We start from the raw sequence: 25059 nt of genomic DNA on the forward strand, positions 1-25059 counted from the left end.
GTATCTTCTCGAACTTTTATTACAGGTCCAGCAGCACAGCGCCCCAGGTGAAGCCACCGCCCACGCCTTCCAGCATCACGGTGTCACCTGGCTTGACCTTGCCGCTTCGAACGGCAGCGTCCAGTGCGAGAGGGATCGACGCAGCCGAGGTATTGCCATGCTCGTCCACAGTGACGATCAGCTTGTCCAGCGACATCTTCAGCTTCTTCGCCGTGCCCTGCATGATGCGGATATTGGCTTGATGCGGGATCAGCCAGTCGATGTCGGCCTCGGTGCGGCCGGCCTTCTCGAGCACCGAGCGGGCCACCTTGTCGAGCACACCCACGGCCAGCTTGAACACGCCCTGCCCGTCCATCTTCAGGAAGGGATGGCCGGTCACAACGCCGCCGGCTACCTGGCCAGGCACGCACAGGAGGTCGACATGGCGGCCATCGGCATGCAGTTCGGTCGCCAGGATGCCCGGCGTCTCGCTCGCGCCGAGCACGATGGCACCGGCGCCATCGCCGAACAGCACGCAGGTCGTGCGGTCCTTGAAATCGAGGATGGTCGAGAACACCTCGGCGCCGACCACCAGGGCCTTGCGCGCCGCGCCGCTCTTGATCATCGAATCGGCCACAGTCATTGCATAGACGAAGCCCGAGCAGACGGCCTGCACGTCAAAGGCCGCGCAGCCAGCGATGCCGAGCTTGGCCTGCAAAAGGCAGGCGGTGGACGGAAACACCATGTCCGGCGTGGACGTGGCGACGATGATCAGGTCGATCTCGTCGGCAGTGACGCCCGCCGCCTCGATGGCCGCTAGGGCCGCCGGCAGCGCCAGCTCGCTCGAGGTGACACCAGCCTCGGCGAAATGGCGAGCGCGGATGCCGGTGCGCTCGATGATCCACTCGTCCGAGGTCTCGATGCCATCGGCCGCCAGGCGCTGGGCCAGGTCGGCATTGGTGACACGTTGGAGAGGCAGGTAGCTGCCCGTGCCGAGCACACGGGAATAGCGAGGAAGCGGTGATGTCATGCGGGGTGGGCGGCGGAGGCCGCCTTGTCTCCAGCGCTGTCGGCGGCGGCTGCCGGCTTGGGGCAGGCCTGCATCGTCTCGACCACGCGATCGTGAACCCGGTCCAAAAGCCGGTTGCGGGCCGCATCATAAGCCCTGTTCAAGGCCGTCTCGAAGGCGAAGGCATCGGCCGAGCCATGGCTCTTGAACACCAGGCCGCGCAGACCCAACAGGGCCGCGCCGCTGTAGCGGCGGTGGTCAACGCGGGCTTTCAGGCGATTCAGCACCGGCAGGGCGACAACGGCCGCCAACTTGCCATAAACACCGCGCTTGAACTCTTCCTTGATGAAGCCGACCAACATCGAGGCCAGGCCCTCTGCCGTCTTCAGGGCGACATTGCCGACGAAGCCGTCACAGACCACGATGTCGGCCGTGCCCTTGAAGATGTCATTGCCTTCGACATTGCCGTAGAAGTTCAACTGGCCCGCCGCCGACACCGCACGCAGCATCTCGCCGGCACGCTTGATGGTCTCGCTGCCCTTGATCTGCTCTTCGCCAATGTTCAAAAGGCCCACGCTCGGATCGACCTTGCCATCGACAGCCTGCACCAGGGCGGATCCCATGATGGCGAATTGCAGCAGGTGCTCGGCCTCGCAATCCACATTGGCGCCGAGGTCCAGCATCGTGGTGAAGCCGCCCTTCTGGTTGGGCATCACGGTGGCCAAAGCCGGGCGGTCGATGCCGTCCATGGTCTTGAGCACGTAGCGCGACACGGCCATCAATGCGCCCGTGTTGCCAGCCGAGACGCAGGCCTGAGCAGCGCTCGTACCGTCATCACTGAGCTTGAGCTGGCTGATGGCCACACGCATCGAGGAGTCGCGCTTGCGGCGCAGGGCCACCTCGACCGGATCGTCCATCTCGACGACCTCGCTGGCCGCCACGATGCGGCAGCGCGGCCAGCCGGCTGCCTCGGCCAAGGCCTCGGGCTTGCCAACCAGCAGCAACTCGGCTTGCGGATGGCGCTCCAGGAAGGCCTTGCAGGCCGGCAGCGTGATCGAGGGGCCGTGGTCGCCGCCCATGCAGTCGACCGCCAGGCGCACCACGCCGCCTGCGCTTGAATCCACCATTGAGTTCATCGAAATCTTGTCAGCGCGGAAGCTTGGCCCGCGAAGCCGCAGACCTTACGCGAGCGTCAGTGCTGCGGCAAGCGGGCCCACCCGCATCGAGGATGGGGCCAGAAATACAAAAACCCAGCCCTGCTGTTTGGCTAGCAGGCCGGGTCTTGTTGTTCGCCAATGAACCGCTTCATGAGCCTTGCGCGCGAAAGCGCGCAAGGCTGACGAAAGTCAGATCAGGCGGCGTCAGCCTTGGTCTTCAGGACCTTGCGGCCACGATAGAAGCCATTGGGGCTGATGTGGTGACGCAGATGCACTTCACCGGTGGTCGGCTCGATCGCGGTGCCCGGGTTCACCAGGGCATTGTGCGAGCGGTGCATGCCACGCTTGGAAGGCGACTTCTTGTTTTGCTGAACGGCCATGAATTTCTCCTGCGGCTAGCGGTTTGAGGCTGGTACTGTTGGCAACACGATTGGTTTGGCAACTCTGCCTGCCACCGTCGCCTGGGCAACTCCGGACCCCTGTTCATTGCCTTGCGCACTATGCGCTGGCGGCTTCAAGAAGGCCGGCTTTTGCCGCTCTTGCTGAAACCCATGACTCTAGGACCCGGGAAAGCCCGCGATTCTAGCACGGCTTCGGATGATCCCAAAGCCCTGCCCCATTCGCTACTGCGTGCCACCGCCTTTTTTAAGCGCTGCCAGGGCGGCAAACGGGTTGGGCCTCTCTTCCTCGATCAGATCAGCGTCCTCGGCGGGAACAGGCAGCGGCTGCGGGCAGATCTCATGACGAGGCACCAGCGGCAGGGCCAGCAGCAACTCGTCCTCGATCAGCTCGGCCAGGTCGAGGTGACGCTGCAGGGCCAACACGTCTTCCTCGCTGTCTACGTCCAGTTCGGCGGCCGAAGCCTCGTCCTTGACGAAGCGGACGCTGCGCTCCAATGCCAGCGTCTCGCCCACCGCTTTCAGGCAGCGCTGGCAGGTCAGCTGAACGCTGGCGCCGATCTTCAGATGCAGCCAGGGCTGGTTCTCGCCACGCACTTCGCGCAGCTCGCCCTCGACCGACCAGCTCACGGCCGGCCACTGGCTCGCGGGCGCCTCGGCGGCAGCGGCATCGGCCAGGCGCTCCAGGCTGGTGGCAGGCCATTCGCCTTGCAGGCTGGCGGCATCGCGCGCGAAGGCGGCGACGTCGAGCTTGCGGGGATCAAAAACTCGTTCTTTCATGCCTCAAGTGTAAGAGCGCGACCCCGATGGGAGAATCCGCCCATGCTCCAAAGCCCCCCTGCCCTGATCCTCGCTTCGACCTCGCGCTACCGGCGCGAATTGCTCGAGCGCCTGCGCATTGCCTTCACCGTTCAATCGCCCGAGGTCGATGAAACCCCATTGCCCGGTGAAGCGCCCGCCGCTATGGCGGTGCGCCTGGCACTGGCCAAGGCCCGTGCCGTGGCAGCCCTGCATCCGGAGGCCGTCGTGATCGGTTCGGACCAGGTTGCCGATCTCGACGGCCAGCCCATTGGCAAGCCCGGCACGCATGAGCGGGCCGTGGCCCAGCTCCAAGCCATGCGCGGCAAGCAGATCGTGTTCCAGACGGCCGTTGCTGTCGTCTGCCAGTCGCGAGGCTTTGCGGGGCAAGACCTGGCCCCAGTCGTGGTGCGCTTCCGGGACCTGACGGACGCAGAAATCGAAACCTACCTCCGCGCCGAGCAGCCCTATGACTGCGCCGGCAGCGCCAAGTCCGAGGGCCTCGGGATCAGCCTGCTGAGCGCCATCGAATCCGACGACCCGACCGCCCTGATCGGCCTGCCGCTGATACGCACTTGCGCACTTTTGCGCGAGGCTGGCATCAACCCCTTGGCCAGCACATGAAGGGCTGCCTGATCCTGATGCCCAACACGCTGGATTTCGGCGTGCCGGGCGCCGAGATGCCGCTGCAGGACGTGCTGCCGCACCTGGCCCTGCAGCAGGCTGCCGGCATCGCCCATTGGGCAGCTGAGAACGCCAAGACCACGCGCGCCTTTCTGAAGCGGGTCGACGCGATCTGTCCGCTTCAAAAGCCGCTGCAGGAGCTGCAGATCAACGAGTTGCCGCGCCCATCCAAGGGCGGTGGCAAGCCGGCCGGCGACGACAGCGCGGCCTGGCAGGCCTTGCTGGCGCCGACCCTGCAAGGTCATGACCTGGGCTTGATTTCGGAGGCAGGCTTGCCTGCGGTGGCCGACCCGGGCGCGCGCCTGGTGGCGGCCGCCCATGCCGCAGGCGTCGAGGTCGTGCCGCTGAGCGGCCCAAGTTCGCTGCTGATGGCCTTGTCGGCCAGCGGCCTGAACGGCCAAAGCTTTGCCTTCGTCGGCTACCTGCCAGTCGAAGCGTCGGCACGGGCGGCGCGTATCCGCGAGCTGGAGCAACTCTCGCAGCGCCAGTCGCAGACGCAGCTGATGATAGAGACGCCCTACCGCAATGAGGCCCTCCTGCAGGCCCTGCTGGCCAGCCTGAAACCTCAGACGCGGCTCTCGGTCAGCTGCGGCTTGAGCCTCAAGGGGGGCTGGACCCGCAGCGCCACCGTGGCGCAATGGCGTCAACAGCCACGCGGATTGCCGGACAAGGTGCCGGCAGTCTTCGCACTGCTGGCCTGATCGGGCCGATCAGGCCGTTTCCGGGCTCGACTCGGCCAGCGTCGGCTTCTTGGCGCCGAACAGGGCGGCGACCTTCTTCTTCGGCTTGATATTGCTGGACACGCCCTTGACGGCTGGCTGCGCCGCATTCTTCTCCCAGGCCGGCGGCTCGTTGCTGGCGCTGGCCTCGTAGGGCTTGTCGAAGAAGGCATCACGCGGCGCCGAGGGCGCGCGGTAGCTGCTGCGCGGCGCGGAGGCCACAGGCGACGGCGCTGCTGCGGCGTACTCCCGCTCCTCGGCATCACGGCGCGGCGCACGGCGCGGACGCTCGCTTTCGATCTCCAGCGGGTCGAGGTCGATCTTGCGCTTGGTCAGCTTCTCGATGTCGGCGACCAGGCGTGCATCGTCGCGATCCACCAGGGTCACGGCCAGGCCCGAGGCGCCAGCGCGGCCGGTACGGCCGATGCGGTGCACATAGTCTTCCGCATTGAAGGGCACGTCGAAATTGAAGACGGCCGGCAGGTCGGCAATGTCCAGGCCGCGGGCGGCCACGTCGGTAGCGACCAGCAGGTCGACCTCACCGCGCTTGAAGGCTTCGAGGGCCTTCAGGCGCTCGTCCTGCGACTTGTCGCCATGCAGGGCGGCGGTGCGCAGGCCATCGCGCTCAAACGAGCGGGCCAGGCGAGCGGCACCCAGCTTGGAGTTGACGAACACGATCGCCTGCGTCAGCGAGCGCTCCTTGATGATCTGGCGCACGGCCTGGCGCTTGTCGTCTTCAGCAACGCTGAAGAAGCGCTGCTCCACCGTGGTGGCCGTGGCATTGGGGCGGGCCACCTCGACCAGGATGGGGTCCTGCAGATAGCTCTGCGCCAGGCGCTTGATCTCGGGCGAGAAGGTGGCCGAGAACAGCAGGGTCTGGCGGGTCTTGGGCAGGTAGCTCAGGATGCGCTGCAGGTCCGGCAGGAAGCCGATGTCCAGCATGCGGTCCGCTTCGTCCAGCACCACGTACTCGACCTGGTTGAGCACGCAGTTCTTGGCCTCGATGTGGTCCAGCAGCCGGCCCGGCGTGGCAATCAGCACCTCGACGCCGGCCTTCAGCTGCAGGGTCTGCGGCTTCATGTCGATGCCGCCGAACACGCAGGCCGAGCGCAGGTTGGTGTGCTTGGCGTAGGCCTTGACGTTGTTGGCCACCTGGTCGGCCAGCTCGCGCGTCGGGGCAATCACCAGGGCGCGCACCGGATGGCGGGCCGGCGAGGCGCTGCTGTTCTCATGCTTGAGCATGCGCTGCAGCAGCGGGATCGAGAACGCGGCGGTCTTGCCGGTGCCGGTCTGGGCTGCGCCCATCACGTCGCGCCCCTCCAGCACGATGGGAATCGCCTTGGCCTGGATCGGCGTCATCATCAGGTAGCCGGAGTCGGCTACAGCGCGAAGCAGCTTGGGATCCAGGGGCAGCGTGTCGAAGCGCGCGGGCACGGGCACATCGGCCTCGCCAGGGGTTTGGGCATTGAGCATGCCCGCATTATCGCCGTAACGAGATTTCAGGGCCCTTCGGGCCGCGTCCTGCGCCGCTTCAAGGCACGGCGACGGCCCACCACCGGGCTCAGCACGAGCCAGCGCGGCGTCCTGAATCTCACGATGCGCCAATAGATGGCCACATAGACGCAACCAAAGAGGAGAATGCAGGCCGCCAACAGCGGCGTCGAATGCCGGAACAGCACGGCGGGCACCAGGGATGCAATGCAAAGCATCCACAAGTAAGGCGCAGTGAGCGAATTGCGGCGCGTCACCAGCTTGGCGTCGCGCGCGCCCACCGCCCAGCGAACCGCGCGTCTGTAAACCAGCGAATGCAGGTGAATGCCATCCGGCAGACCAGGCGGGACCGCGCGAATGAACCTGCGCCGGTAGATCGAGAAGACCGTCTCGAACACTGGATATATGCAGACCATCAGGGCGAACAGCGGCGACAGCTGCTGCTGGCGATGAATGAGCAGCACCGCGAGCTCGGCGACCAGGAAGCCGACAAAGTAGGCCCCACCATCGCCAAGAAAGATCAAGCCGGCCGGAAAGTTCCAGACAAAGAAGCCGAGGATGGCCCCGACGCCCGCCAGGGCCCAGGCCGCAAGCACCGCGTCGCCAGCGTCATGGGCGACCAGTGCTATCGCCAGCAGGATCAGGACCGCGCACATCGAGCTCAGCCCATTGAAGCCGTCGATGATGTTGAACGCATTCGCCACGCCAGCGATCACGAAGACGGTGATCAGGATGGCGCCCGGCACAAAGCCCACCAGCCAATCCAGGCCGGGCAAATCGGTCCGGGTGATCTGCGCACCCAGGAACCAGGCGGCCAACCCCGCCGACAAGCCGGTGGCGAGCAAGCGCTTGGCCGGCGACACCGACTTGGTCAAGTCCTCGGTCAAGCCCATCGCGAACGCGGGAAGTCCACACAGGGCCAGCCCAAGGCCGAACCATGCCTGCTCGGGTGCGGCGGTCAGCCACATGTAGACCGCACAAGCCAGCATGCCCAGCAGGATCCCGATGCCCCCGACCCGAGGTACCGGACGCGCATGGAACTTCTGCGGTCCGGACAGATCGGCATCGGCCGAAAAACGCCCGTGGCTTCTGGCTGACCTGACGACAAGCAGAGTGACGACAGCGGCCACCAAGAAGGGGAAAAGCACATTTAGCATCGGCCCGGAGTGTAGCGGCGAGCCACTGATTACCAGCCGGGCGGCCGCTAGAATGCGCAGCCTTCAACCGAGTGACTTGCTGCCCGTGACCACTACCCATCTGTTTGATTCCGTGCGTTCGCGAACGCACCGGAGTGCATCGTCGGCAAGCGGCGAACGGGCCGCGTGGCGCGTGCCTGGCGTCCGCGCATTGCTGCTGGCAACGGCCGTCATGACCATGGTCTGCGGCGCCTCGGCGCAGTCGAGCCGGTCCACGGGGACGAGCGCAGAAACCTCGGGAAGCGGTCCGGTCAAGCTCGGAACGAGCACGCAGCGGCAGACCGGCTCGCGCTCCAGCGACGACACGAGCGCCCCAGGACGCCAACGCTCAGAAACAGGCAACGACCGCGAGCGCAAGTTTGGTCAGGGCGAAGGCAATCGCCGCAACAGCCAGGACCCGCTTCAGCGGGATGCTTTTGCGCCGCGCAGCGACTTCGAAAAGTACGTCCAGCAAGCCGCTGGCGACCTGGCCGATGGCGCGCCCGAAATTCGCAGATTTGGCAGCGAGCTCATGCTGGTCGGCCGCGACCGCGACCGCGAGAGCGGCAGCCAGATGCAGGAAGCCTCACCGCAGATTCCGCCCGACTACCTGATCACGCCGGGAGACGAACTGACCCTCACGCTCTGGGGCTCGGTCGAAGGTGATCTGCAGTTGCAGGTCGACCGCTCGGGGCGCATCACGATTCCCCGTGTGGGGCCGGTGCTGGTTGCGGGCGTGAGCTATGCCGAGCTCGACAACGTCATCTCGCGGCAGGTGGCCAAGGTCTTCAAGAACTTCCAGCTGAGCACCAGCCTCAACCGGCTCCGCAGCATCAAGATCTACATGACCGGGTTCACGACCCGCCCGGGTGCCTATACCGTCAGTAGCCTGAGCACGCTGACGCAAGCCCTGATCAATGCAGGCGGCCCTTCCGACGCAGGAAGCTTCCGCAACATCGAGCTACGCCGGCAAGGCAAGACCATCTCTCACTTCGATTTCTACTCCCTGCTGATCAAGGGTGACAGCTCGGCCGACCGCACGCTGCAGGCCGGAGACGTGATCTACATCGCGCCGGTGGGCCCCCAGGCCGCGCTGATAGGCAGTGTCAACAAGGCGGCCATCTTCGAGCTCAGGCCGGGGGAGTCCGTCGAGGACCTGCTGCAGATGGCGGGCGGCTTCACGGCCGTCGCTGATCGCTCGCGACTGAGCGTTGAACGCCTCGACAGCCGCAGCGACACCCGCATCGTCGAGCTGGCCTTGCCCGCAAAGGGCAAGCTGGAACTGCGCGACGGCGACCTGTTGCGCGCCTACAGCGCGATCGAGGTGGCGCTGCCCAAGCAGCGGCAGAACAAGCGCGTGCGCGTCGAGGGCGAGGTGGCGAGGCCGGGCGAATACATCCTGCCGCCCGGCAGCAGCATCAATGACGCCGTCGCCGCCGCCGGCGGATTCACGGCCAACGCCTATGTCTTCGGCACCGAGTTCAATCGCGAGAGTGTTCGCCTCAGCCAGCAGGAGAACTACGAGCGGGCCCTGCGCGACCTGGAGACGGAGTTTGCGCGCTCTGCCACGACGCAGAAGACCATGGGTGCCGAAGAGGCTGCAGCGCAGTCCAACCGCGCCCAAGGCTCCCATCTGCTGCTCGCGCGACTGCGGGAAGCCCGCCCCAACGGCCGCATCGTGCTGCAGCTGACGCCCACCTCGACGACACTGCCCAACCTGCCGCTGGAAGACGGTGACCGCATCCTGCTGCCGGCGCAGCCGACTTCGATCAGCGTGTTCGGCAGCGTGTTCAACGGTGGCAGCTTCCTGTTCAAGGACGGCCATTCGATTGGCGACTTCCTGCGCCTGGCCGGCGGCCCCACACGTGGCGCCGACACCTCCAGCATCTTCGTGGTGCGACCGAACGGCAGCGTGGTGAGCGCCCGCCAGCGCAGCAGCGGATGGTTCAGCGGCTCGTCGGCCCTGGAGGCCATCCAGGCCCATCCAGGTGACACCATCTTCGTGCCCGAGGAACTCAACAAGACGACCTTCGTGCAGGACGCGAAGGAATGGACGCAGATCCTGTATCAGTTCGGCATCGGCGCCGCCGCGCTCAAGTCGTTCCGCAATTGATAGCGGCCCGCAACGCAACACCTACCAACTACAGCCGTGGCCACTTCCGCTGAAACAGCGACGGACTCCGTCAAAGCCCCATCCCCCAGCCTGCCCAGCATTAGCTGGGGCGATGTTGCCGCTGTGCTGCTGCCGAAGTGGCGCGGCCTCGCAGCCAAGTCCCTGGCCATTGGCGTCGTGGGCCTGGGCATCAGCTTCATCGTCCCGCCAACCTTCACCGCGCGCACGCAGTTCCTGCCGCCACAGCCGCAACAAAGCGCCGGCCTGGCCGCCATGGCCTCGATGGGAGCGCTGTCCGGTCTCGTCGGCTCGTTCGCCGGGCTCAAGACCCCTGCGGATCAGTACATCAGCCTGATGCAGAGCGTGACGGTGATGGACAAGATCATCGACAAGTTCGAGCTGATGTCGCTCTACGACGAGAAATACCGGGTCGATACGCGCAAGGAGCTGAGCACCAATGTGCGCATGTCCGTTGGCAAGAAGGACGGCCTGATCACGCTCGAAGTGGACGACCATGATCCTGCGCGCGCCGCGCGCATGGCCAACGCTTTTGTGGACGAGCTCAGGACCATGGCTTCGAGCATGGACCTGACCGAAGCCCAGCAGAAGCGGGCCTTCTTCGAGAAGCAATTGCTGAAAGCCCGCGACGGACTGGCCAAGGCCCAGGAGGCCCTGCACGCCACCGGGTTCACCGAAGGCGTGCTGCGCTCCGAGCCCAAGGCCGCTGCGGAGTCTTATGCGCGCCTCCAGACGGAACTGACGGCGGCAGAAGCCAAGCTGATGGCACTCGGCCAGTCGATGACCGATGCGGCCCCCGAAGTGAGACAACAGCGCAGTGTTGTCGCTACGCTGCGCCAGCAGCTGTCACGTCTGGAGGCCCCCGGCAACGCACAGCGTCAGCCGACCTACATCAACGCCTATCGCGACTACAAGTACAACGAGTTGCTGGTCGAGATGTTCGCGAAGCAGTACGAGGTGGCCAAGGTCGAGGAGAGCCGGGACGGGGTCCTCATCCAGGTCATCGACTCGGCCACGCCTCCCGAGCGCAAGTCCAAGCCCAAGCGCTCGGTGGTCGGCATCTTGTCGACGCTCGGCGCCCTCGTGGTCTTGTGCGCCTTCGAATTGCTGACGAGCAAGGCACTGCGCCGGCGGAAGAACTGATCGGGGCGTTCGCCTCTCCATGCCCCGTCCAAAGAACAACGCCGGTCACGGCGACGCGCTGCGGCACACGATCACCTATCTGGGTGTGCGCGCCGTCAACGGCGTTCTCGCGCTGGCCAGCCTGGCCGTGCTGAGCCGCCTGCTTTCGGCCGAGCAATACGGGCGTTATGCGCTGGGTATCGCCATCATCGGCGCGGCCTCGACCGTCCTGTTTCAATGGTTGAACACGGCCGCCAGCCGGTTCTATGCGGCCCATGCTGCGGCACCGCAGGTGCTCGTCGCCGGCGTCGCCCGCCAATGGCTGATGGTGGCGGCAGTCGCCGGCTTGCCAGCACTGTTGCTCGCGGGCGGCCTGGCCGTACTCGGACGCCAGGAGCAGGGGCTCTTCGTCCTCGTCCTCGCTGTGGGCGTACTGAGCATGGGCTGGTTCAACCTTCAGCTTCAGCTGGCCAATGCGCGTGGCGAGCCTGGGCGCTACGGCAAGTTGACAACGGCACGCGCAGCCGGGGCGCTCATGCTGACAGCCGCGTTGCTGCTCGCGGGTGGCGGCACTGGATTCGCCCTCGCTGCCTATGCCGCGGCAGCCCTGCTCGTCTGCCTGGCGCTGGGTGTGCCGGTGCTTGGTGCTCTTCGTACGGCAACCCAGGGTCCGGGCCTGCAGGGGCAGTTCCTGCGCTATGGCGCGCCGCTGGCCATGACCTATGTCTGCACCATGGCCACTGACTACACGGACCGCTTCATCATCGCGGCCTGGCACGGGCCGGCCGCTGTGGCCGGCTACGCGGCCGGCTACGACCTCGCTCAGCAAACCGCCGGCGCGGCGCTCAATGCCTTCTATCTGGCCGCCTTCCCGATGCTGGCGGCGACCTGGGAGCGAGCTGGCGCAGACGCCGCGCGCCCAGGTCTGGGCAAGCTGGCAGGCCGCCTGCTGCTGGCCGCAGCCTTGATCGCAAGCCTCTTCATCGTGCTGGCCCAGCAGATTGCCGCCGTGCTGTTCGGCGCCGAGATGCGTGGCGACGCCGGGCTCATCGTTCCCTGGGTCGCCGCTGCCGTGGCGGTGGCAGGGTTCAAGAGCTTTGTCCTCGACATTCCCTTTCAGCTGCTCAAGCGCACCAGCACGCAGCTCGCGGTCAACATCGTCATGATGGCCAGCAACGTGGCGCTCAACCTGCTGCTGGTCCCGAGCCAGGGCGCACGTGGCGCGGCCATGGCGGCCCTGACCTCCTTCAGCCTCGCGGCTTGCCTCAGCTATGGGCTGGGCCGGCGTTCAGGCCTCATGCCGGCCCTGGGTGCCGAGGTGCTCAAGGCCTTGCTTTGCGCCGGCGCTGCCGTCTCGGCCGCGCTGGCCATCGGGGATCGAGGCCCCTCGCTGATCGCGGGTCTGATGGGCCTGGCGGCCTGTCTGCCTGCCTTCCTGGCAACGGCCTGGATCGTTGATCTGGCGGGCCTGCGGTCCCGCGCCAACGCTCAGCCGAGCGGTCCCGTGGAGGGATGAGCATGGCCATCGTCGGACTGATCCTGCTCCTGTCTGCGCTGGTCCTGTGGCGAGTCCTGCGCGACGGCCTGCACCCTGCCGTGGCAATGCCCAGCGTCTGGGGCGTCACCCTGGTCCTGGTGCAGATCGCGCAGCCCTTTGGTTTCTACCCGGTGGCACCGGCCTCGCTGCTGCTGTTTCTCAGCGGCGTGCTGATCTTCTCGGCCGGTGCCTGCCTCGGCTCCAGGCTAGCGACCGAGATCGGCCCGCGAGCTGCGCCGCTTGCAGAACGCCTGCAGGTCAACTACCGCGCCCTCGCCATTTGCGCCCTGCTCATCCATGTGGTGATGCTGCCGCTGTGGCTGAGCGAGATCCAGGCCATCGCCGGCGACACCGACGACATCCTGGTGATCGCCTACCAGCTGCGCATCAAGAGCGTTTACGACGAGGTGACCACCGGCTCCCTGGTCGGCAACTACCTGGTGCTCGGCATGATCGTCATTCCCGTGCTCGCAGTGGGCGTGCTGTCCAAGCGCCTGCACGGCGGATGGGCCCTGCTCGTGGGCGCGCCCTGGGTCGTCACCAACCTGTTGACCAACGGCCGCTCGACCCTGGTCCAGCTGGTGCTGGCCTTGATCTACTTCCGGCTCATGCTGGGACCCCGCATCACGCTCAAGACGGCGATGACGCTGGCCGGCATGTTCCTGCTCATCTTCGGCGGCGGCGCCGTGCTGGTCGGCAAGGGCGGCATCGACGAGTCGGTGTCCGTGGGCGAAGTGGCCGAGCTGATCATGCTCAACTTCTTCGACTACGCGCTTCAGGGCCCCATCCTGTTCTCGGCCTATTTCGAGAACCCGACCCTGGTCACGCCGAGCTGGGACCCCTTCCGCGTGCCCTGCTTGGCCCTGGAGCGCTTCGGCCTGTGCGAGCCGGGCCCGCTGCACCAGGACTTCCTGTTCTTCGGGACCGGCGATCGGATCGGCAACGTCTACTCGATCTTCTTCTCGACCTACCCGAAGTACGGCCTGCTCGGCACGGCGCTGATCCTGTGCTTCTGCGGTGCCTGGGCGGCCTTTCATCACCAGCGCTTCAGGCAGGATGGCCGGCTGTACCACGCGGTGCTGGCCGGCTTCCTGTTCGGCGCCGTCGTGCTCAGCATCTTCCTCGACAGCTTCCTGCCGCTGCTGAACTTCGTCATCAAAACCTGGCTCGTCTGTGTACTCCTCCCCCGAATCTTCCGCAGCAAACGTGAGACTGCTGGGCCTGACGCAGGGCGTTGATGCCCCCAGTACACGCTTCCGGTGGACGCAGCACGTCGAGGCTCTGTCCAACGCTGGCTTTCGGGTCGAAACCTTGCACGCCCGCTTCGGTGCCTACCCGCCGCGCAGCCGGCTGCAGCGGCCGTTCTGGGGGCTGGCCACACTGGCCGATGCGACCGCCCGGGCCCTGAAGGCCCGCAGCCAGGCCGACCTCTGCCTGCTGCAGCGCCACCTGGTGTCCACGCTGGTGACAGCTGAGTACCTGCTGCCCGAGCGCATGGTCTTCGACGTGGACGATGCCATCTTCCTCGGCACGCGCGGCAGCTCCGCCACGCGCATCTCGCGCCGGGCCGCTCTCACGATCTGCGGCAACCAGTTTCTTGCCGAGCATTTTGGCCAGCACGGCCCCGTGACCGTGCTGCCGACAGCCGTCGACACCGAGCGCTTCGTGCCGGGCGCGAGCAGGCCGGCGCGGCCCCTCATCGGCTGGTCGGGCAGCTCGAGCGGATTTCCGTACCTGTACGCCATCGAGCCCGCTCTGAAGGCCCTGCTGCAGATGCATCCTGACTTGACGCTGCGTGTCATCGCCGACCGGCCGCCGGCGTTCAGCAGCCTGCCTGCCGAGCGCGTCGAGTTCGTGCGCTGGAGCCCGGCCACCGAGGTCGAGTCGCTGCAGGAACTCTCGATCGGCCTGATGCCGCTGGAGGACAGCCTCTGGGCCCGCGGCAAGTGCAGCTTCAAGATGCTGACCTACATGGCCTGCGCCCTGCCGGTGGTCGTTTCGCCGGTGGGCATGAACTCCGAAGTGCTGGCGCTGGGGCAGAGCGGGCTTGCCGCCACCTCGAGCGACGACTGGCTGCAGGCGATGGACAGCCTGCTGCGCTCCGAGGCAGAGCGGACTCGCATGGGCGGCATGGGGCGGCAGGTGGTTCAGCGACACTATTCGCGCGCCGTGATCAGCGCCAGGCTGGCCGAGTTGTTGCACGGCCTGCGCTGACAGCGCCCGCATCGGCCTGCCAGACGCCCTTTCCTTCAACGCTGACCTCGTCCTTTACTAGCTAGCTGAATCTCATGTGTGGCATCGCAGGACTCATCGCCCGCCATCCCGGGCCCCAGGATCAACTGCTGGACCAGGCACAGCAAATGGCCTCGGCCATCACGTACCGCGGGCCCGACAGCGGCGGCGCCTGGGCCGACAGCACCGGGCAGGTGGCACTCGGCCATCGGCGGCTCGCCATCGTCGACCTGTCGCCTCAAGGCGCCCAGCCCATGCATTCGGCCTGCGGTCGCTACACGCTGATTTACAACGGCGAGATCTACAACCACGCCGAGCTCCGCAAGGAACTGGCACCCCATGACTGGCGCGGCCACTCCGACACCGAGACCATGCTGGCCGGTTTCAGCCGCTGGGGCGTCGGCAGCACGCTGGGCCGCCTCGTTGGCATGTTCGCGATCGCCGTTTGGGATCACGAACATCGGCAACTGATACTGGCACGCGACCGCATGGGCGAGAAGCCGCTCTACTACGGCCAGCTGCCGTGCGGAGATTTCGTCTTCGGCTCGGAGCTGAAGGCCTTGAGGGCTCATCCGCGCTGGCAGGCGGAGATCGACCGCAATGCGCTGGCGCTCTACATGCGGCACAACGCCGTGCCGGCGCCGCATAGCATCTACCGGGGCATCTTCAAGCTGATGCCCGGCCACTGGTTGACCCTCAAGCCGGGTGAGGTGCCGCAGCCGCAGGCCTACTGGTCGCTGGAAGCGGTCGCCAAGGCGGGCCGTGAGCAGCCCAGCAGGCTGAGCGACGCCGAGGCGACCGACAGGCTGGAGTCCCTGCTGAAGCAGGTCATCGGCTCGCAGATGGTGGCCGATGTGCCGCTGGGTGCCTTTCTCTCCGGCGGCATCGATTCATCGACCATCACCGCGCTGATGCAGGCGCAAAGCACAAGGCCGGTGCGGACCTTCTCGATTGGATTCGATGCCGATGGCTACGACGAAGCCGTGCACGCCAAGGCCGTCGCGGCTCACCTGGGCACCGATCACACCGAGCTCTATGTGAGCCCGGCCGATGCCCTGGCCGTCATCCCCCGGCTGCCCACGCTCTACGACGAGCCCTTCGCCGACTCCTCGCAGATCCCCACCTTCCTGGTGAGCCAGATGGCCAGGCGCCACGTGACCGTGGCCTTGTCGGGCGACGCTGGCGACGAGCTGTTCGCCGGCTACAACCGCTACCTGCTGGCGGATCGCGTGTGGCACAAGCTGTCGCGAATCCCGGTGCCGCTGCGGCAGGCGGCCGCAGCACTGGCATTGCAGATCAGCCCGGCGGGCTGGGACCGCGTCCGCGACGTGGCCGCCATGGCCAAGCCTTCGCTGCGCAATCATGCAGCCTTCGGGGACAAGATCCACAAGTTCGCCGGCAGCGTGCTGCCGAGCCGCTCCATCGACGAGATGTACCGCGCCCTGGTCTCGCACTGGCAGCGCCCGAGTGAGCTGGTGCTGGGCAGCGTGGAGGCCAGCAGCCAGCTCGACAGCCACAGCCTGCTGGAGCGCGATGCCAGCCCCATCGAGCAGATGTGCCTGCTGGACCAGCTCACCTACCTGCCGGACGACATCCTGGCCAAGGTGGACCGGGCGGCCATGGCCTGCAGCCTGGAAACCCGCGTGCCCTTCCTGGACCACCGTGTGGTCGAGTTCGCCTGGCAGTTGCCCATGTCGATGAAGCTGCGCGATGGCCAGGGCAAATGGCTGCTGCGCCAGGTGCTGTACCGGCACGTGCCACGCGAGTTGATCGACCGGCCCAAGCAGGGCTTCAGCGTGCCGCTGGATCAATGGCTGCGCGGGCCCCTGCGCGACTGGGCCGAATACCTGCTGGCACCCGAGCGCCTGCGCAGTCAGGGCCTGCTGAACGTTGTCCAGGTGCGCGCCAAGTGGCAGGAGCATGTGGACGGCCGCCGCAACTGGCAGCACCTGCTCTGGGACGTGCTGATGCTGCAGGCCTGGATCGACGCTGCCGAGCTCGGTAGCGCGGCCTAGCCGAGCCGCGATGGCACAATTCAGCAACGATGCAGTCCGCATGAACATGGTCCGCCACACCAACGCCAAACACTGCAACACCGCCTGGATCGGCGCTGCAGCAGACGATGCCGTTTGCAGCCGCTGGCCCAGCCCACTGCATAGCGGGGGCAGATTGCGTTGAGAGTCGCCATCGTTGCCAACTCCGCCTGGTATCTGCACAACTTCCGGCTTGCCCTGGCGCGCGAATTGAGCAGCTGCGGGCATGTGCCGATCTTCATCGGCCCCTCCGATGGCTACGAAGACAAGTTGAAGGCCGCCGGTTTTGAGTTCCGCCCCTGGCGGCTCTCCAGTGCAGGCAGGAACCCGATTGCCGACAGTTCGAGCATCGTCACGCTGCGCCGCCTGCTGCGGTCCGAGCGGATCGACGCCGTGCTGTCCTACACCCCCAAGGCCAACATTTACAGCGGGCTGGCGACCTACGGACTGCCGATTCGCTTCATTCCCAACGTGTCCGGCCTCGGCCGCGCCTTCATCCAGCCAAGTCCGCTGACGGCCATCGTTGGCGTGCTGTACCGGATCGCGTTCCGCCATGCCCGCCGGGTGGTGTTTCAGAACTCGGACGACCTCAATCGCTTCGTGGGCAGCGGCATCGTGCCCGTGGCCCGCAGCGTGCGCGTGCCGGGCTCCGGCGTCGATCTGGAGAGATTCACCGCCAGTGCCAGCGCCGAGGAGCCCCAGCCATTTCGCTTCCTGTTTGTGGGCCGGCTGCTGCGTGACAAGGGCGTGGTCGAGTTCGTTGATGCCGCGCGGCGCATCGCTGGCGACCACCCGCAAGTTGAATTCGCCCTGCTCGGCTCATCGCATTCCAACAATCCTGCGGCCATCAGCCGCAAGCAGCTGGACACATGGCTGGCCGAGCGGGTGATACAGCACGTTGAACAGGTCGACGACGTAAGGCCGCAATTGCAGCGATCCAGCTGCGTCGTGCTGCCGTCCTATCGCGAGGGCGTGCCTCGCAGCCTGCTCGAAGCCGCGGCCATGGGCAAGCCCGTGGTGACAACGGATGCGCCGGGCTGCCGCGACACCCTGCTCGACGGAGAAACCGGCTTTCTGTGCAAGGTTCGCGACGCGGGCGCCCTGGAGGCGGCGATGCGACGCATGCTCAATCTCTCGCCGGAGCAGCGCCTGCTGATGGGCCGCAAGGGACGGCGCTTCGTCGAAGAGAACTTCGACGAGCAGTTGGTGCTGCGGACCTACGTCCAGTTGCTCGGCGAGCCGTAGGCCGGCTTGCTGGCGCAACGGACAGGCCGTCCGGTCACCAATCTGCGGCCATGGCGTACAGGGCGAGGTGCTGCTCCAGCATCGCATCGATGCCATAGGGGCGCGAGCGCTCGACACAAGCCGCGACCACGGCCGCTCGGTGAACGTCGTCATCCAGCAGCGCCGTGATGGCCTGCGCCAAGGCACGCTCATCGCCCTGCGGGAACAGGACGCCGGCCCCGGCCACGATGTCCGCCAGCCCCGGCACATCCGACGCCACAAACGGCTTGCCCGAGGCCAGGCCCTCGATGGAGGACAGCGAAAGCCCCTCATGCCGCGACGACAGGATCACGACGTCGACGGACTTGAGCAAACGCGGGACATCCAGACGCACGCCCAGGAAATGCACGCGATGGGCAACCCCGAGCTGCATGGCCAGTTGCCTGCATTCGTCCTGCATCGCTCCGACGCCAACCAGCACCAGCTCGACCGATTCCGCCAGCAGGGGCAGCGCCCGAATCAGCGTGGCCTGGTCCTTGGGATAGATGAAGCTGGAAACCTGGAGCAGCAACCGCTTGCCGGCAGCCAGCAGCGGGAGCTCTGCGGCGGCAAAGGGCTGAGCGCGATGCAGCTGGCCCAGGTCCACACCATTCGGAATGGTGACCAGCTTTGCATCACCCGACCGTAGGTGCTGGCGCAGTGCGTCCTTCACGCTGGTGGAAATGCAGATCACCCGGTCGTACCGGCGATAGATGAAGCGGTCGATTGCCCCCAGCAGCCGTCCGTTGCGCCGCTTGTTCGAGGTGCTGTGCTCGGTGTAGACCAGCTTCGTCGCCGAACGGCTCAGCAACTTGGCCAAGGCGACCCAGTACAAGGCCGGGAACAAATGGACGTTGACGATGTCGTACCGACGCAGGATGGGCACGATCTGCAGCACGAGCCAGGGTCGGTAGCAACTGCCATGCCCCAGAGAGATCACTCGGCAATGCGGAGCGCGCAGCTTGAGCTCACCCAGAAAGGCCGAGTCCGTGCCGTCGAGCAGCAGCAGATCGACCTCGACGCCCCGCCGGATGTACTCGGGAATCGAGTCCAGCAACAGCTTTTCCGCGCCGCCGGTGGCGAGGCTGTTGATCGCGATCAGTAACTTCATTTGCAATATCTCTGCCGAGGGTCGTGCAGCCTCCTTGGACGACAGGGGCCCTTTCGGTTGCCGCCCAGGCCGGCGCAACCTGCTGCAACCACAGTCGACCGTGCCCCTAGGCGCCGCCGCTTGCGCGCAGAACCTCGGCCAGCGTTGACTGTCCTCGCGCCACCATCTCGATGCCGCTGACCAACAGGCCATCCTCTCCGCCTCGGCCCAGCGCTGCGAGCAGCGCTGATTCAGGCTCACCCTGAGCGATCAGGTGGGCCAGCTGGGGCGAGACCTCGATCAAGTCGTACACCGCCAGCCGCCCCAGATACCCGGTGCCCGCGCATTGCACGCATCCCACGGGCCGTCGAGGTTTTGCCCCTTCAGCCAGCCCGGTGCGGGCCAGCAATGCCCTCAGCGCCTCGTCCGGCTGCTCATCGGGGAGCGCGCAGTGTTCACAAAGACGTCGCACCAGGCGCTGAGCCATCAGCCCGCGAATACTCGCTGCCAACAGGAACGGCTCGATGCCCATGTCCGCCAGCCGGGTGATGGCGCCGATGGCGCTGTTCGTGTGCAGCGTCGACAGCACCAGGTGCCCCGTCAGCGCCGATTGAATGGCGATCCGTGCCGTTTCCTCGTCGCGAATTTCCCCCAGCAAGATCGTGTCCGGGTCGTGCCGAAGAATCGAACGCAGTGCGGCTGCAAAAGTGAAGCCGATGTCGGCATTGACCTGCAGCTGCGTGATGCCCTTGATCTTGTATTCGACCGGATCCTCGACGGTGATGATCTTCTTGCTGCGGTCGTTGGCCAGCTCGAGAGCGGTATAGAGGGTCGTGCTCTTGCCGGAGCCGGTCGGCCCTGTCACCAGCACGATGCCGTTAGGCATGCTGCTCCAGGACTCGAACATGCGCGCATGCGCAGGTGTCATGCCCAGGTCCTGAAGCCGGGTGGGCTTGCGTTCCTGGCGCAGCAGTCGCAGCACGATGGACTCGCCTGTAGCGCCAGGCAAGACCGAGACGCGGATGTCGAAACTCTCGCCGTTGACCCTGGCACTGATGCGGCCATCCTGCGGAAGGCGCCGCTCGGCAATATCGAGACTGGACAGTATCTTCAAGCGACAGGCAACCGCATCAAAACGGTCCCTCCCGTAGCGGGCCTGCTCGAGCATGTCGCCGTCAACCCGCACGCGCACCACGAACTCGTGCTCACCTGGTTCGAAATGCACGTCGGAGGCACGCTGCGTCACTGCCTGCGACAGCACGCCATTGACCAGCTCGACGGTCGGCCCTTCCTCGGCCAGTTCACGCAGGGCCCGCAGGTCGTCGCCGCCCACCGAAGTTTCGTCACCCAGGCTCTTGCTGCGCAGCACTTGTTCGTACTGGGAAGGCAGTATCAAGCGCCATTCGAAAGGTACGGCCAGCGCTCGGGCCTTCCGATTGAATACCTCGCGCACTTCATCCTGCGGCAGATCCCGCAGCGCGACCAGCCACCCCTCCCCGCTCGCAGCGGTCGAGCGGATCACCAGCGCCCCCTTGAGCTCCAGCCAGGCCCTCGACAAACCGAGCGCCTCGACCGCCGAGGTCATGCCTTGGGCCAGCCGCGCCGGCTCCCAGGGCTCTTCATCCAACAGGGGCATGCCTGCCGCAGCGGACAGCGCCTGATAGAGCGGCAACTCCGCAATAGCGTTCAGCCGCAGCATCGCCTGCGCAAGGCTGAGGCCGGCCTCTCGACCGAGCACCCTGGCGCGTTCTGCCGCCTCGCTGGAAACAAGCCCTGAGGACAGCAATGATTGAAGAAGCAACTCGCCGTCCGGTCGTGCCGGCATTGCTGCAGCACCAAGGCTTGCTTGATTCGGGGACTGCACGGGGGAATCTACGGACATAGGCGAGGCAAAAATATGAGGCGTCAGCGCGGTGCCGACGCGACAGCCGATGCGGCGGCTGGCGCAGCAGCTGGTGCAGCAGTTGGTGCTGCGGCTGATGGTTGGGCGGCATCCGCAGGCGCAGGCGATGCCGGCGCAGCGGTGCTTGCCGGGTCCGGCTTGGTTGCCTGGGCAACCCGCGCCGCTGCATCGCTCTTGGCGGCGCGTGCCTTCGCCGGTGGCAGGCCGACCTTGACCTGCCGATGGGTCACGAACCAGCGCCCGCGTACCTGCGCCATGAGGGTGAAGCTCTCAGTCTTGTTCAGCTGAATTTCAAGCTCTCCTTGCGCCGCTTCACCCGCCTTGAACGGGAGCGCGGCCAGCAGGGCCGGTTCAGCCGCCGCCCCCCCCTGAGCGGCCGCCCCACTGCGGCCCCGCAGCAGAAGCAGCCAGACCGTGCCGGGCAGCTCGCTGGACACGCGCGCCTTGACCGGTCCGGCAACCGCCAGTTCCGGAAGATCAAGGCTGAGATGTCCCGAGGCCTCAGGTTTGAGCGCGCCCAGGGCCGAATACACGCCATCCACATTGCTGGCGGTCGCCACCGCCGGCGGCAGAACCTGGGCAACCGCGAAGCCCGGCATCAAGCCAAGCAGCAAGGCACGTCGAAGCACTCGCAGCAGCGCTCGGCGAGTCAGCAAAACATTCATTCTCACGCCAGGGGCACCTTTGTCCGGGCAGGGCATGACCCTGCAACTGCATGAATAGGCGCTTATTACACCACGGCACCCGATGCGGATTGAGGCCGCGCATCCGCGCCTTGAAAGCGAGCGGGTGGCATACCTAACCGGGGTTCAGCTCAAAACAGACAGGCAATAAAAAAGGGGGGCCGAAGCCCCCCTTTCCAAACCAAACATGAGCTATCGATTACTTCTTGATACCGGTTTGCGCATCTTGGTCGATGTGGTCGCGGCTCGAAGCTTCGATGTTCACGAAGTCAGCACCTTGGGCGCTCGAAGCTTCCAGCAACTGACCGGTACGGTTGTTGTAGAAGTAGTTCTGCACGCGCAGGGTCGAGGCAGCAGCCGACGAGATACGCAGACGCGTATTGTTGCCGTTGATGCCGCCAGGGCCGGTGTTGTCGGCGCCGGCTTCGGTCGAAGCGTTCACCAGTGCGTCCGAGATTTCCTTGGCGCTGAAGTACTTGGCGCCACGGGCCGGCAGGCTACCCAGCGAGCCCCACAGGCCGTACTTGCCGTCAGCACGGATGTACTGGCCGGTCAGGTCTGCGGTGGTGGTTTCGCTGTTGTTGATGATACGAACGAAGCTGGTCCATTCGGTCGTCGCGCCGTTGTACGGCAGGTAGTTGCGCACGTCGATCTTGATGCCGCCACCCAGGCTGGCGAAGTCGCCCGGGCACGACACGTTGGCCTGCTCGTCCGACGTCGTTTGCTTCAGCAGCGTGGCGGTCACGCCATTGAAGGCCGAGTTCGGGATCAGCGCATTGCCGGGCACGGTCATGCAGACGTAGTAACGGTCGGTCGTGGCAACGTAGCCAGGAGCCGCGCCGGTAGCACCGGTCGAGCCCAGCAGCGTCGTGACGACGTTGTTGGCTGCAGCCGACAGGTTGGCAGCCGTGAAAGTCACGGTAGCCAGCAAGCCGTCAGCCGAGTAGGTCACGGCGCCATTGGCACCCGAGCTCGTGCCAGCAGCACCGGATGCACCGGTCGTGCAGTACGGGTTGTTGGTGATCGAGAACACGGAGCCGGAAGCGAAGCCAACCGTCGAGGGGATCTTGACTTGCAGGGCGGTGCCGGTGTCCGGCAGGTCGATGTCACCATCGGTATTCAGGGCCACGGCAGCCGGCAGTTCACCAGCGTCAGCAGCGTTGCCGCTGTCGCGGAACTTGTAGTACTTGCCAGCGATCGAGGTATCCCAAGCGTCCAGGCCAGCCTTGTTCGTGAACTTCACGAAGCCCAAGGGCATCACGGTCGTGGTACCGAAGCCAGCGGCGTCGGTCGTCAGAACGTTGTTCGACAGGTTGGGGTTGGTCGAGCGGTTGACCGCCACGCCCTTGCCGACCTGGATGTTCAGGGCTTGAGCAAACAGGATGTAGCCGTTGTTCAGCACGCCAGCAGCGGTGGACTCGCCGATCACGCCATCGCCGGAGCCGATGTAGTTGCGGGCCGTGACGGTGATGCTGGTGTCTTCGTTACCGCAAGCGCCGGTGGAGGTGCCGCCGGTGCCGATGGTCGAGCCGACGATCGCATTGATCGAGTTGCTCAGAGTCGTGACTTGGGCGTAGTCGGTGGCAGCAGGAGCGTCAAGCGGGTTGACCGTGTTGAAAGCGATCTGCAGGTCGCCCAGGTTCACCGACGCCGCAGTGTTGTTCACCAGGCGGAAGCGATAACGCAGCGTGTTGGCCGTGACGACGTCAACGCCCAGCAGTTCCAGACCCGATGCACCACCAGCGGTGCCGCCAGCGGCCGTGATGATCACGTTGGTGCCGCCGTTGTTGCGACGGTTAGCCGAGATCGACTTGTGCGTCGGCAGTTGGGTCGCGTCCCAGGTCGGGGTACCAGCGCCGCCCAGTTGCAGCGTGACGTTGAAGTCCTGGCTCGAAGCGGCGTTGGCGGTGGGGCCGTTGTCGTAGTTGAACGTGACCGACGGAGCGCGCAGCTTCTGGGCGTTGTTGGTCTTGGAAATCACTTCCCGAGCAATCGTCACGCCCGACTGGCTGATGGACGCAGCCATCACGGAACCGGTAGCAGCAAACAGACCGGTCACAGCGACGGCAACTTGCAGTTTCTTCATTGGCTTCATTAGATGAACCTCATGTTTGGTTAAACAACGGTGCCCCCCCACTCGGTGAGCTCTACCGCTTTCAACAGCCGCCTTCAATCTACACGGAGTAGTTGATTGATGAGTGCGTTGTCGGCGGCGAGTCTATGCCAGATTTTTGGGAGCCGGCAAGCCACAGTGCAAAAAATTCAAGGAGCGAACCCTAGGCCGGGCCCATTCTGCGGGTTTGTCCTGCAAATTTCTGGCTTTCAACCGGGGCATCGTTGCACAACGACAACAGGCCAGGGGCCACCTGGCCGCCGCCTGGGAGTATCGGGCAGGCCTTACCATTGCGCCCCTCTCCAAGTTTTTGCAGCGCCACCACCTGACCCATGCAGGAATTTCGCTACGTCGCCCTAGATTCGAATGGCCAGCGCCGCACGGGCAGTTTGCGCGCCCCGCAAGAGCAAGCCGCGGTCGAGCAGCTGCAGGGCATGCAACTGCAGGTCGTCTCGGTGAAGGCTGCGGGCAACAAGAGCACTCATGGCGCGTCGCCCGCCGGTGTCAAGCTCAACGCGGCGGCACTGGTCCGGCTGGTCGACGAGCTCGCCACGCTCCTCGACGCCGGCGTGCCGCTTGCCGAGGCGGTGGCCACGCTGGCGCAGTCGCAGGCCGAGAGCCATCCGCTGACGCGGGCGCTGCGGAGCATTCGCAGCGGCATGGCGTTCTCGCAGGCGCTGGAGAGCAGCGGACTGAAGCTGCCCGAGTTCGCGGTGCAGCTGATACGGTCGGGTGAGGCCACCGGGAAGCTCGCCGCCGCGCTCAGGTCGGCAGCCACCCATCTCGAGGCCGAGCAAAAGTTCCAGCAAGAGGCGCGCAATGCCATGCTCTACCCGATGGTGCTGGTGGGCAGCGGGATCCTCTCGACGCTGGTGATGTTTGTGTTCGTCGTGCCCCGCTTCGCCTCCATCCTGGACAACCCCAAGGCCGAACTGCCCGCCCTGAGCCGCTGGGTGCTGGGCACCGGCATGTGGCTCACACAGCATCAGGTCCTGGTCGGCTTGGCACTGGCTGCCCTGGTGTTCGGGTTCGCCTGGGCCGCCCGGCAGAAACACATGCGCGACTGGGCCTGGGAGCAGGCCGGGCGGATGCCCGTGCTCGGCCCATGGACCCTGCACGCCGAGCTGTCGCGCTGGTCGTCCCTGTTTGCCGTACTTCTGACCAGCAAGGTGCCACTGTTGATGGCCCTGGCCCAGGCAAACGAGACGCTGCGACACCGCAGCATGCGGGCACAGGCCGCACTGGCGCTTGCCGATGTCAGGGGCGGCAAGGCACTCAGCCAGGCCCTGGCCGACCACACCCTGCTCGATGCCGCCGGCCTGAATCTGATTCGCGTGGGCGAGCGCGCGGGCTCACTGCCGCAGACGGTGACCTCGCTCGCCCGCATCCACACCAACCAGAGCCAGTTGCGTCTGAAGCGCTTTCTGGTGCTGCTGGAGCCGATCACCATCCTCGCGATCTCCATAGTGCTGGGCGGTATCATGATCTCCGTCATGCTTGCCATTACAAGCCTCACCAACGTGCTCTGATGCATCTCTCCTA

Annotated in this window: 20 protein-coding genes; 10 read left to right on the forward strand and 10 right to left on the reverse strand. The window is 65.8% G+C overall.

The window, feature by feature from the left end:
* Window positions 1-19: 19 nt before the first annotated feature.
* The 4 genes from J7U46_RS05505 to J7U46_RS05520 form a co-directional block, all read right to left on the reverse strand.
* Window positions 20-1009, reverse strand: coding sequence for a beta-ketoacyl-ACP synthase III (locus J7U46_RS05505; protein WP_282823815.1), 990 nt, complete (start codon window positions 1007-1009; stop codon window positions 20-22).
* Window positions 1006-2091, reverse strand: a complete 1086-nt coding sequence (gene plsX / locus J7U46_RS05510) for a phosphate acyltransferase PlsX (protein WP_282824990.1) — start codon at window positions 2089-2091, stop codon at window positions 1006-1008. The genes J7U46_RS05505 and plsX overlap by 4 nt, the downstream gene beginning before the upstream one ends.
* Before the next feature lie 248 nt (window positions 2092-2339).
* Complete coding sequence (rpmF, locus tag J7U46_RS05515; protein WP_198100908.1) at window positions 2340-2525, reverse strand: 50S ribosomal protein L32; 186 nt, start codon at window positions 2523-2525, stop codon at window positions 2340-2342.
* A 243-nt stretch (window positions 2526-2768) separates the two neighbouring features.
* Window positions 2769-3323 carry a DUF177 domain-containing protein gene (locus tag J7U46_RS05520; RefSeq protein ID WP_282823816.1) on the reverse strand — a complete coding sequence of 185 codons (555 nt, stop codon included), beginning with the start codon at window positions 3321-3323 and terminating at the stop codon, window positions 2769-2771.
* 42 nt (window positions 3324-3365) lie between these two features.
* Between J7U46_RS05520 and J7U46_RS05525 the strand changes: the two genes are divergently transcribed.
* Window positions 3366-3965, forward strand: a complete 600-nt coding sequence (locus tag J7U46_RS05525) for a Maf family nucleotide pyrophosphatase (protein ID WP_282823817.1) — start codon at window positions 3366-3368, stop codon at window positions 3963-3965.
* On the forward strand, window positions 3962-4726 hold the full coding sequence (locus tag J7U46_RS05530) for an SAM-dependent methyltransferase (RefSeq protein ID WP_282823818.1): 765 nt from the start codon (window positions 3962-3964) through the stop codon (window positions 4724-4726). The genes J7U46_RS05525 and J7U46_RS05530 overlap by 4 nt, the downstream gene beginning before the upstream one ends.
* Before the next feature lie 9 nt (window positions 4727-4735).
* On the opposite strand, the gene J7U46_RS05535 is transcribed toward J7U46_RS05530, so the two are convergent.
* Together J7U46_RS05535 and J7U46_RS05540 are read right to left on the reverse strand one after the other, a co-directional pair.
* Window positions 4736-6217, reverse strand: coding sequence for a DEAD/DEAH box helicase (locus tag J7U46_RS05535; RefSeq protein WP_282823819.1), 1482 nt, complete (start codon window positions 6215-6217; stop codon window positions 4736-4738).
* Window positions 6218-6243: 26 nt separating this feature from the next.
* The gene (locus J7U46_RS05540; RefSeq protein WP_282823820.1) at window positions 6244-7392 is read right to left on the reverse strand and encodes a glycosyltransferase; all 1149 of its coding nucleotides are present in this window, start codon (window positions 7390-7392) and stop codon (window positions 6244-6246) included.
* Between the two features lie 211 nt (window positions 7393-7603).
* Between J7U46_RS05540 and J7U46_RS05545 the strand changes: the two genes are divergently transcribed.
* The 7 genes from J7U46_RS05545 to J7U46_RS05575 all read left to right on the forward strand — a co-directional run bounded on the left by J7U46_RS05545 (window position 7604) and on the right by J7U46_RS05575 (window position 17710).
* Window positions 7604-9523 carry an SLBB domain-containing protein gene (locus tag J7U46_RS05545; RefSeq protein WP_282823821.1) on the forward strand — a complete coding sequence of 640 codons (1920 nt, stop codon included), beginning with the start codon at window positions 7604-7606 and terminating at the stop codon, window positions 9521-9523.
* Window positions 9524-9646: 123 nt separating this feature from the next.
* Window positions 9647-10684 carry a Wzz/FepE/Etk N-terminal domain-containing protein gene (locus J7U46_RS05550; RefSeq protein ID WP_282823822.1) on the forward strand — a complete coding sequence of 346 codons (1038 nt, stop codon included), beginning with the start codon at window positions 9647-9649 and terminating at the stop codon, window positions 10682-10684.
* Between the two features lie 19 nt (window positions 10685-10703).
* Complete coding sequence (locus J7U46_RS05555) at window positions 10704-12179, forward strand: oligosaccharide flippase family protein (protein ID WP_282823823.1); 1476 nt, start codon at window positions 10704-10706, stop codon at window positions 12177-12179.
* A gap of 2 nt (window positions 12180-12181) precedes the next feature.
* On the forward strand, window positions 12182-13438 hold the full coding sequence (locus J7U46_RS05560; protein WP_282823824.1) for an O-antigen polymerase: 1257 nt from the start codon (window positions 12182-12184) through the stop codon (window positions 13436-13438).
* A complete protein-coding gene (locus J7U46_RS05565; RefSeq protein WP_282823825.1) occupies window positions 13407-14414 on the forward strand; it encodes a glycosyltransferase family 4 protein in 1008 nt (335 codons plus the stop codon). The genes J7U46_RS05560 and J7U46_RS05565 overlap by 32 nt, the downstream gene beginning before the upstream one ends.
* A 74-nt stretch (window positions 14415-14488) precedes the next feature.
* The gene (asnB, locus tag J7U46_RS05570) at window positions 14489-16447 is read left to right on the forward strand and encodes an asparagine synthase (glutamine-hydrolyzing) (RefSeq protein WP_282823826.1); all 1959 of its coding nucleotides are present in this window, start codon (window positions 14489-14491) and stop codon (window positions 16445-16447) included.
* Window positions 16448-16606: 159 nt separating this feature from the next.
* The gene (locus J7U46_RS05575) at window positions 16607-17710 is read left to right on the forward strand and encodes a glycosyltransferase family 4 protein (protein WP_282823827.1); all 1104 of its coding nucleotides are present in this window, start codon (window positions 16607-16609) and stop codon (window positions 17708-17710) included.
* Window positions 17711-17744: 34 nt separating this feature from the next.
* Here the strand turns inward: J7U46_RS05575 and J7U46_RS05580 are convergent, their stop codons facing one another.
* From J7U46_RS05580 to J7U46_RS05595, 4 genes are all read right to left on the reverse strand, one after another.
* A complete protein-coding gene (locus J7U46_RS05580; RefSeq protein WP_282823828.1) occupies window positions 17745-18839 on the reverse strand; it encodes a glycosyltransferase in 1095 nt (364 codons plus the stop codon).
* Window positions 18840-18945: 106 nt separating this feature from the next.
* Window positions 18946-20643 carry a GspE/PulE family protein gene (locus J7U46_RS05585; RefSeq protein ID WP_282823829.1) on the reverse strand — a complete coding sequence of 566 codons (1698 nt, stop codon included), beginning with the start codon at window positions 20641-20643 and terminating at the stop codon, window positions 18946-18948.
* An 80-nt stretch (window positions 20644-20723) separates the two neighbouring features.
* Entirely contained in the window at window positions 20724-21386 is a 663-nt protein-coding gene (locus J7U46_RS05590) for a hypothetical protein (protein ID WP_282823830.1), read from the reverse strand.
* A gap of 217 nt (window positions 21387-21603) precedes the next feature.
* Window positions 21604-23490 carry a hypothetical protein gene (locus J7U46_RS05595; protein WP_282823831.1) on the reverse strand — a complete coding sequence of 629 codons (1887 nt, stop codon included), beginning with the start codon at window positions 23488-23490 and terminating at the stop codon, window positions 21604-21606.
* A gap of 359 nt (window positions 23491-23849) precedes the next feature.
* On the opposite strand from J7U46_RS05595, the gene J7U46_RS05600 reads away from it, so the two are divergent.
* A complete protein-coding gene (locus J7U46_RS05600; protein ID WP_282823832.1) occupies window positions 23850-25046 on the forward strand; it encodes a type II secretion system F family protein in 1197 nt (398 codons plus the stop codon).
* The last annotated feature ends 13 nt before the right edge of the window (window positions 25047-25059 follow it).

This window comes from Pelomonas sp. V22 (assembly GCF_030014915.1).
Classification (GTDB): Bacteria; Pseudomonadota; Gammaproteobacteria; order Burkholderiales; family Burkholderiaceae_C; genus JAUASW01.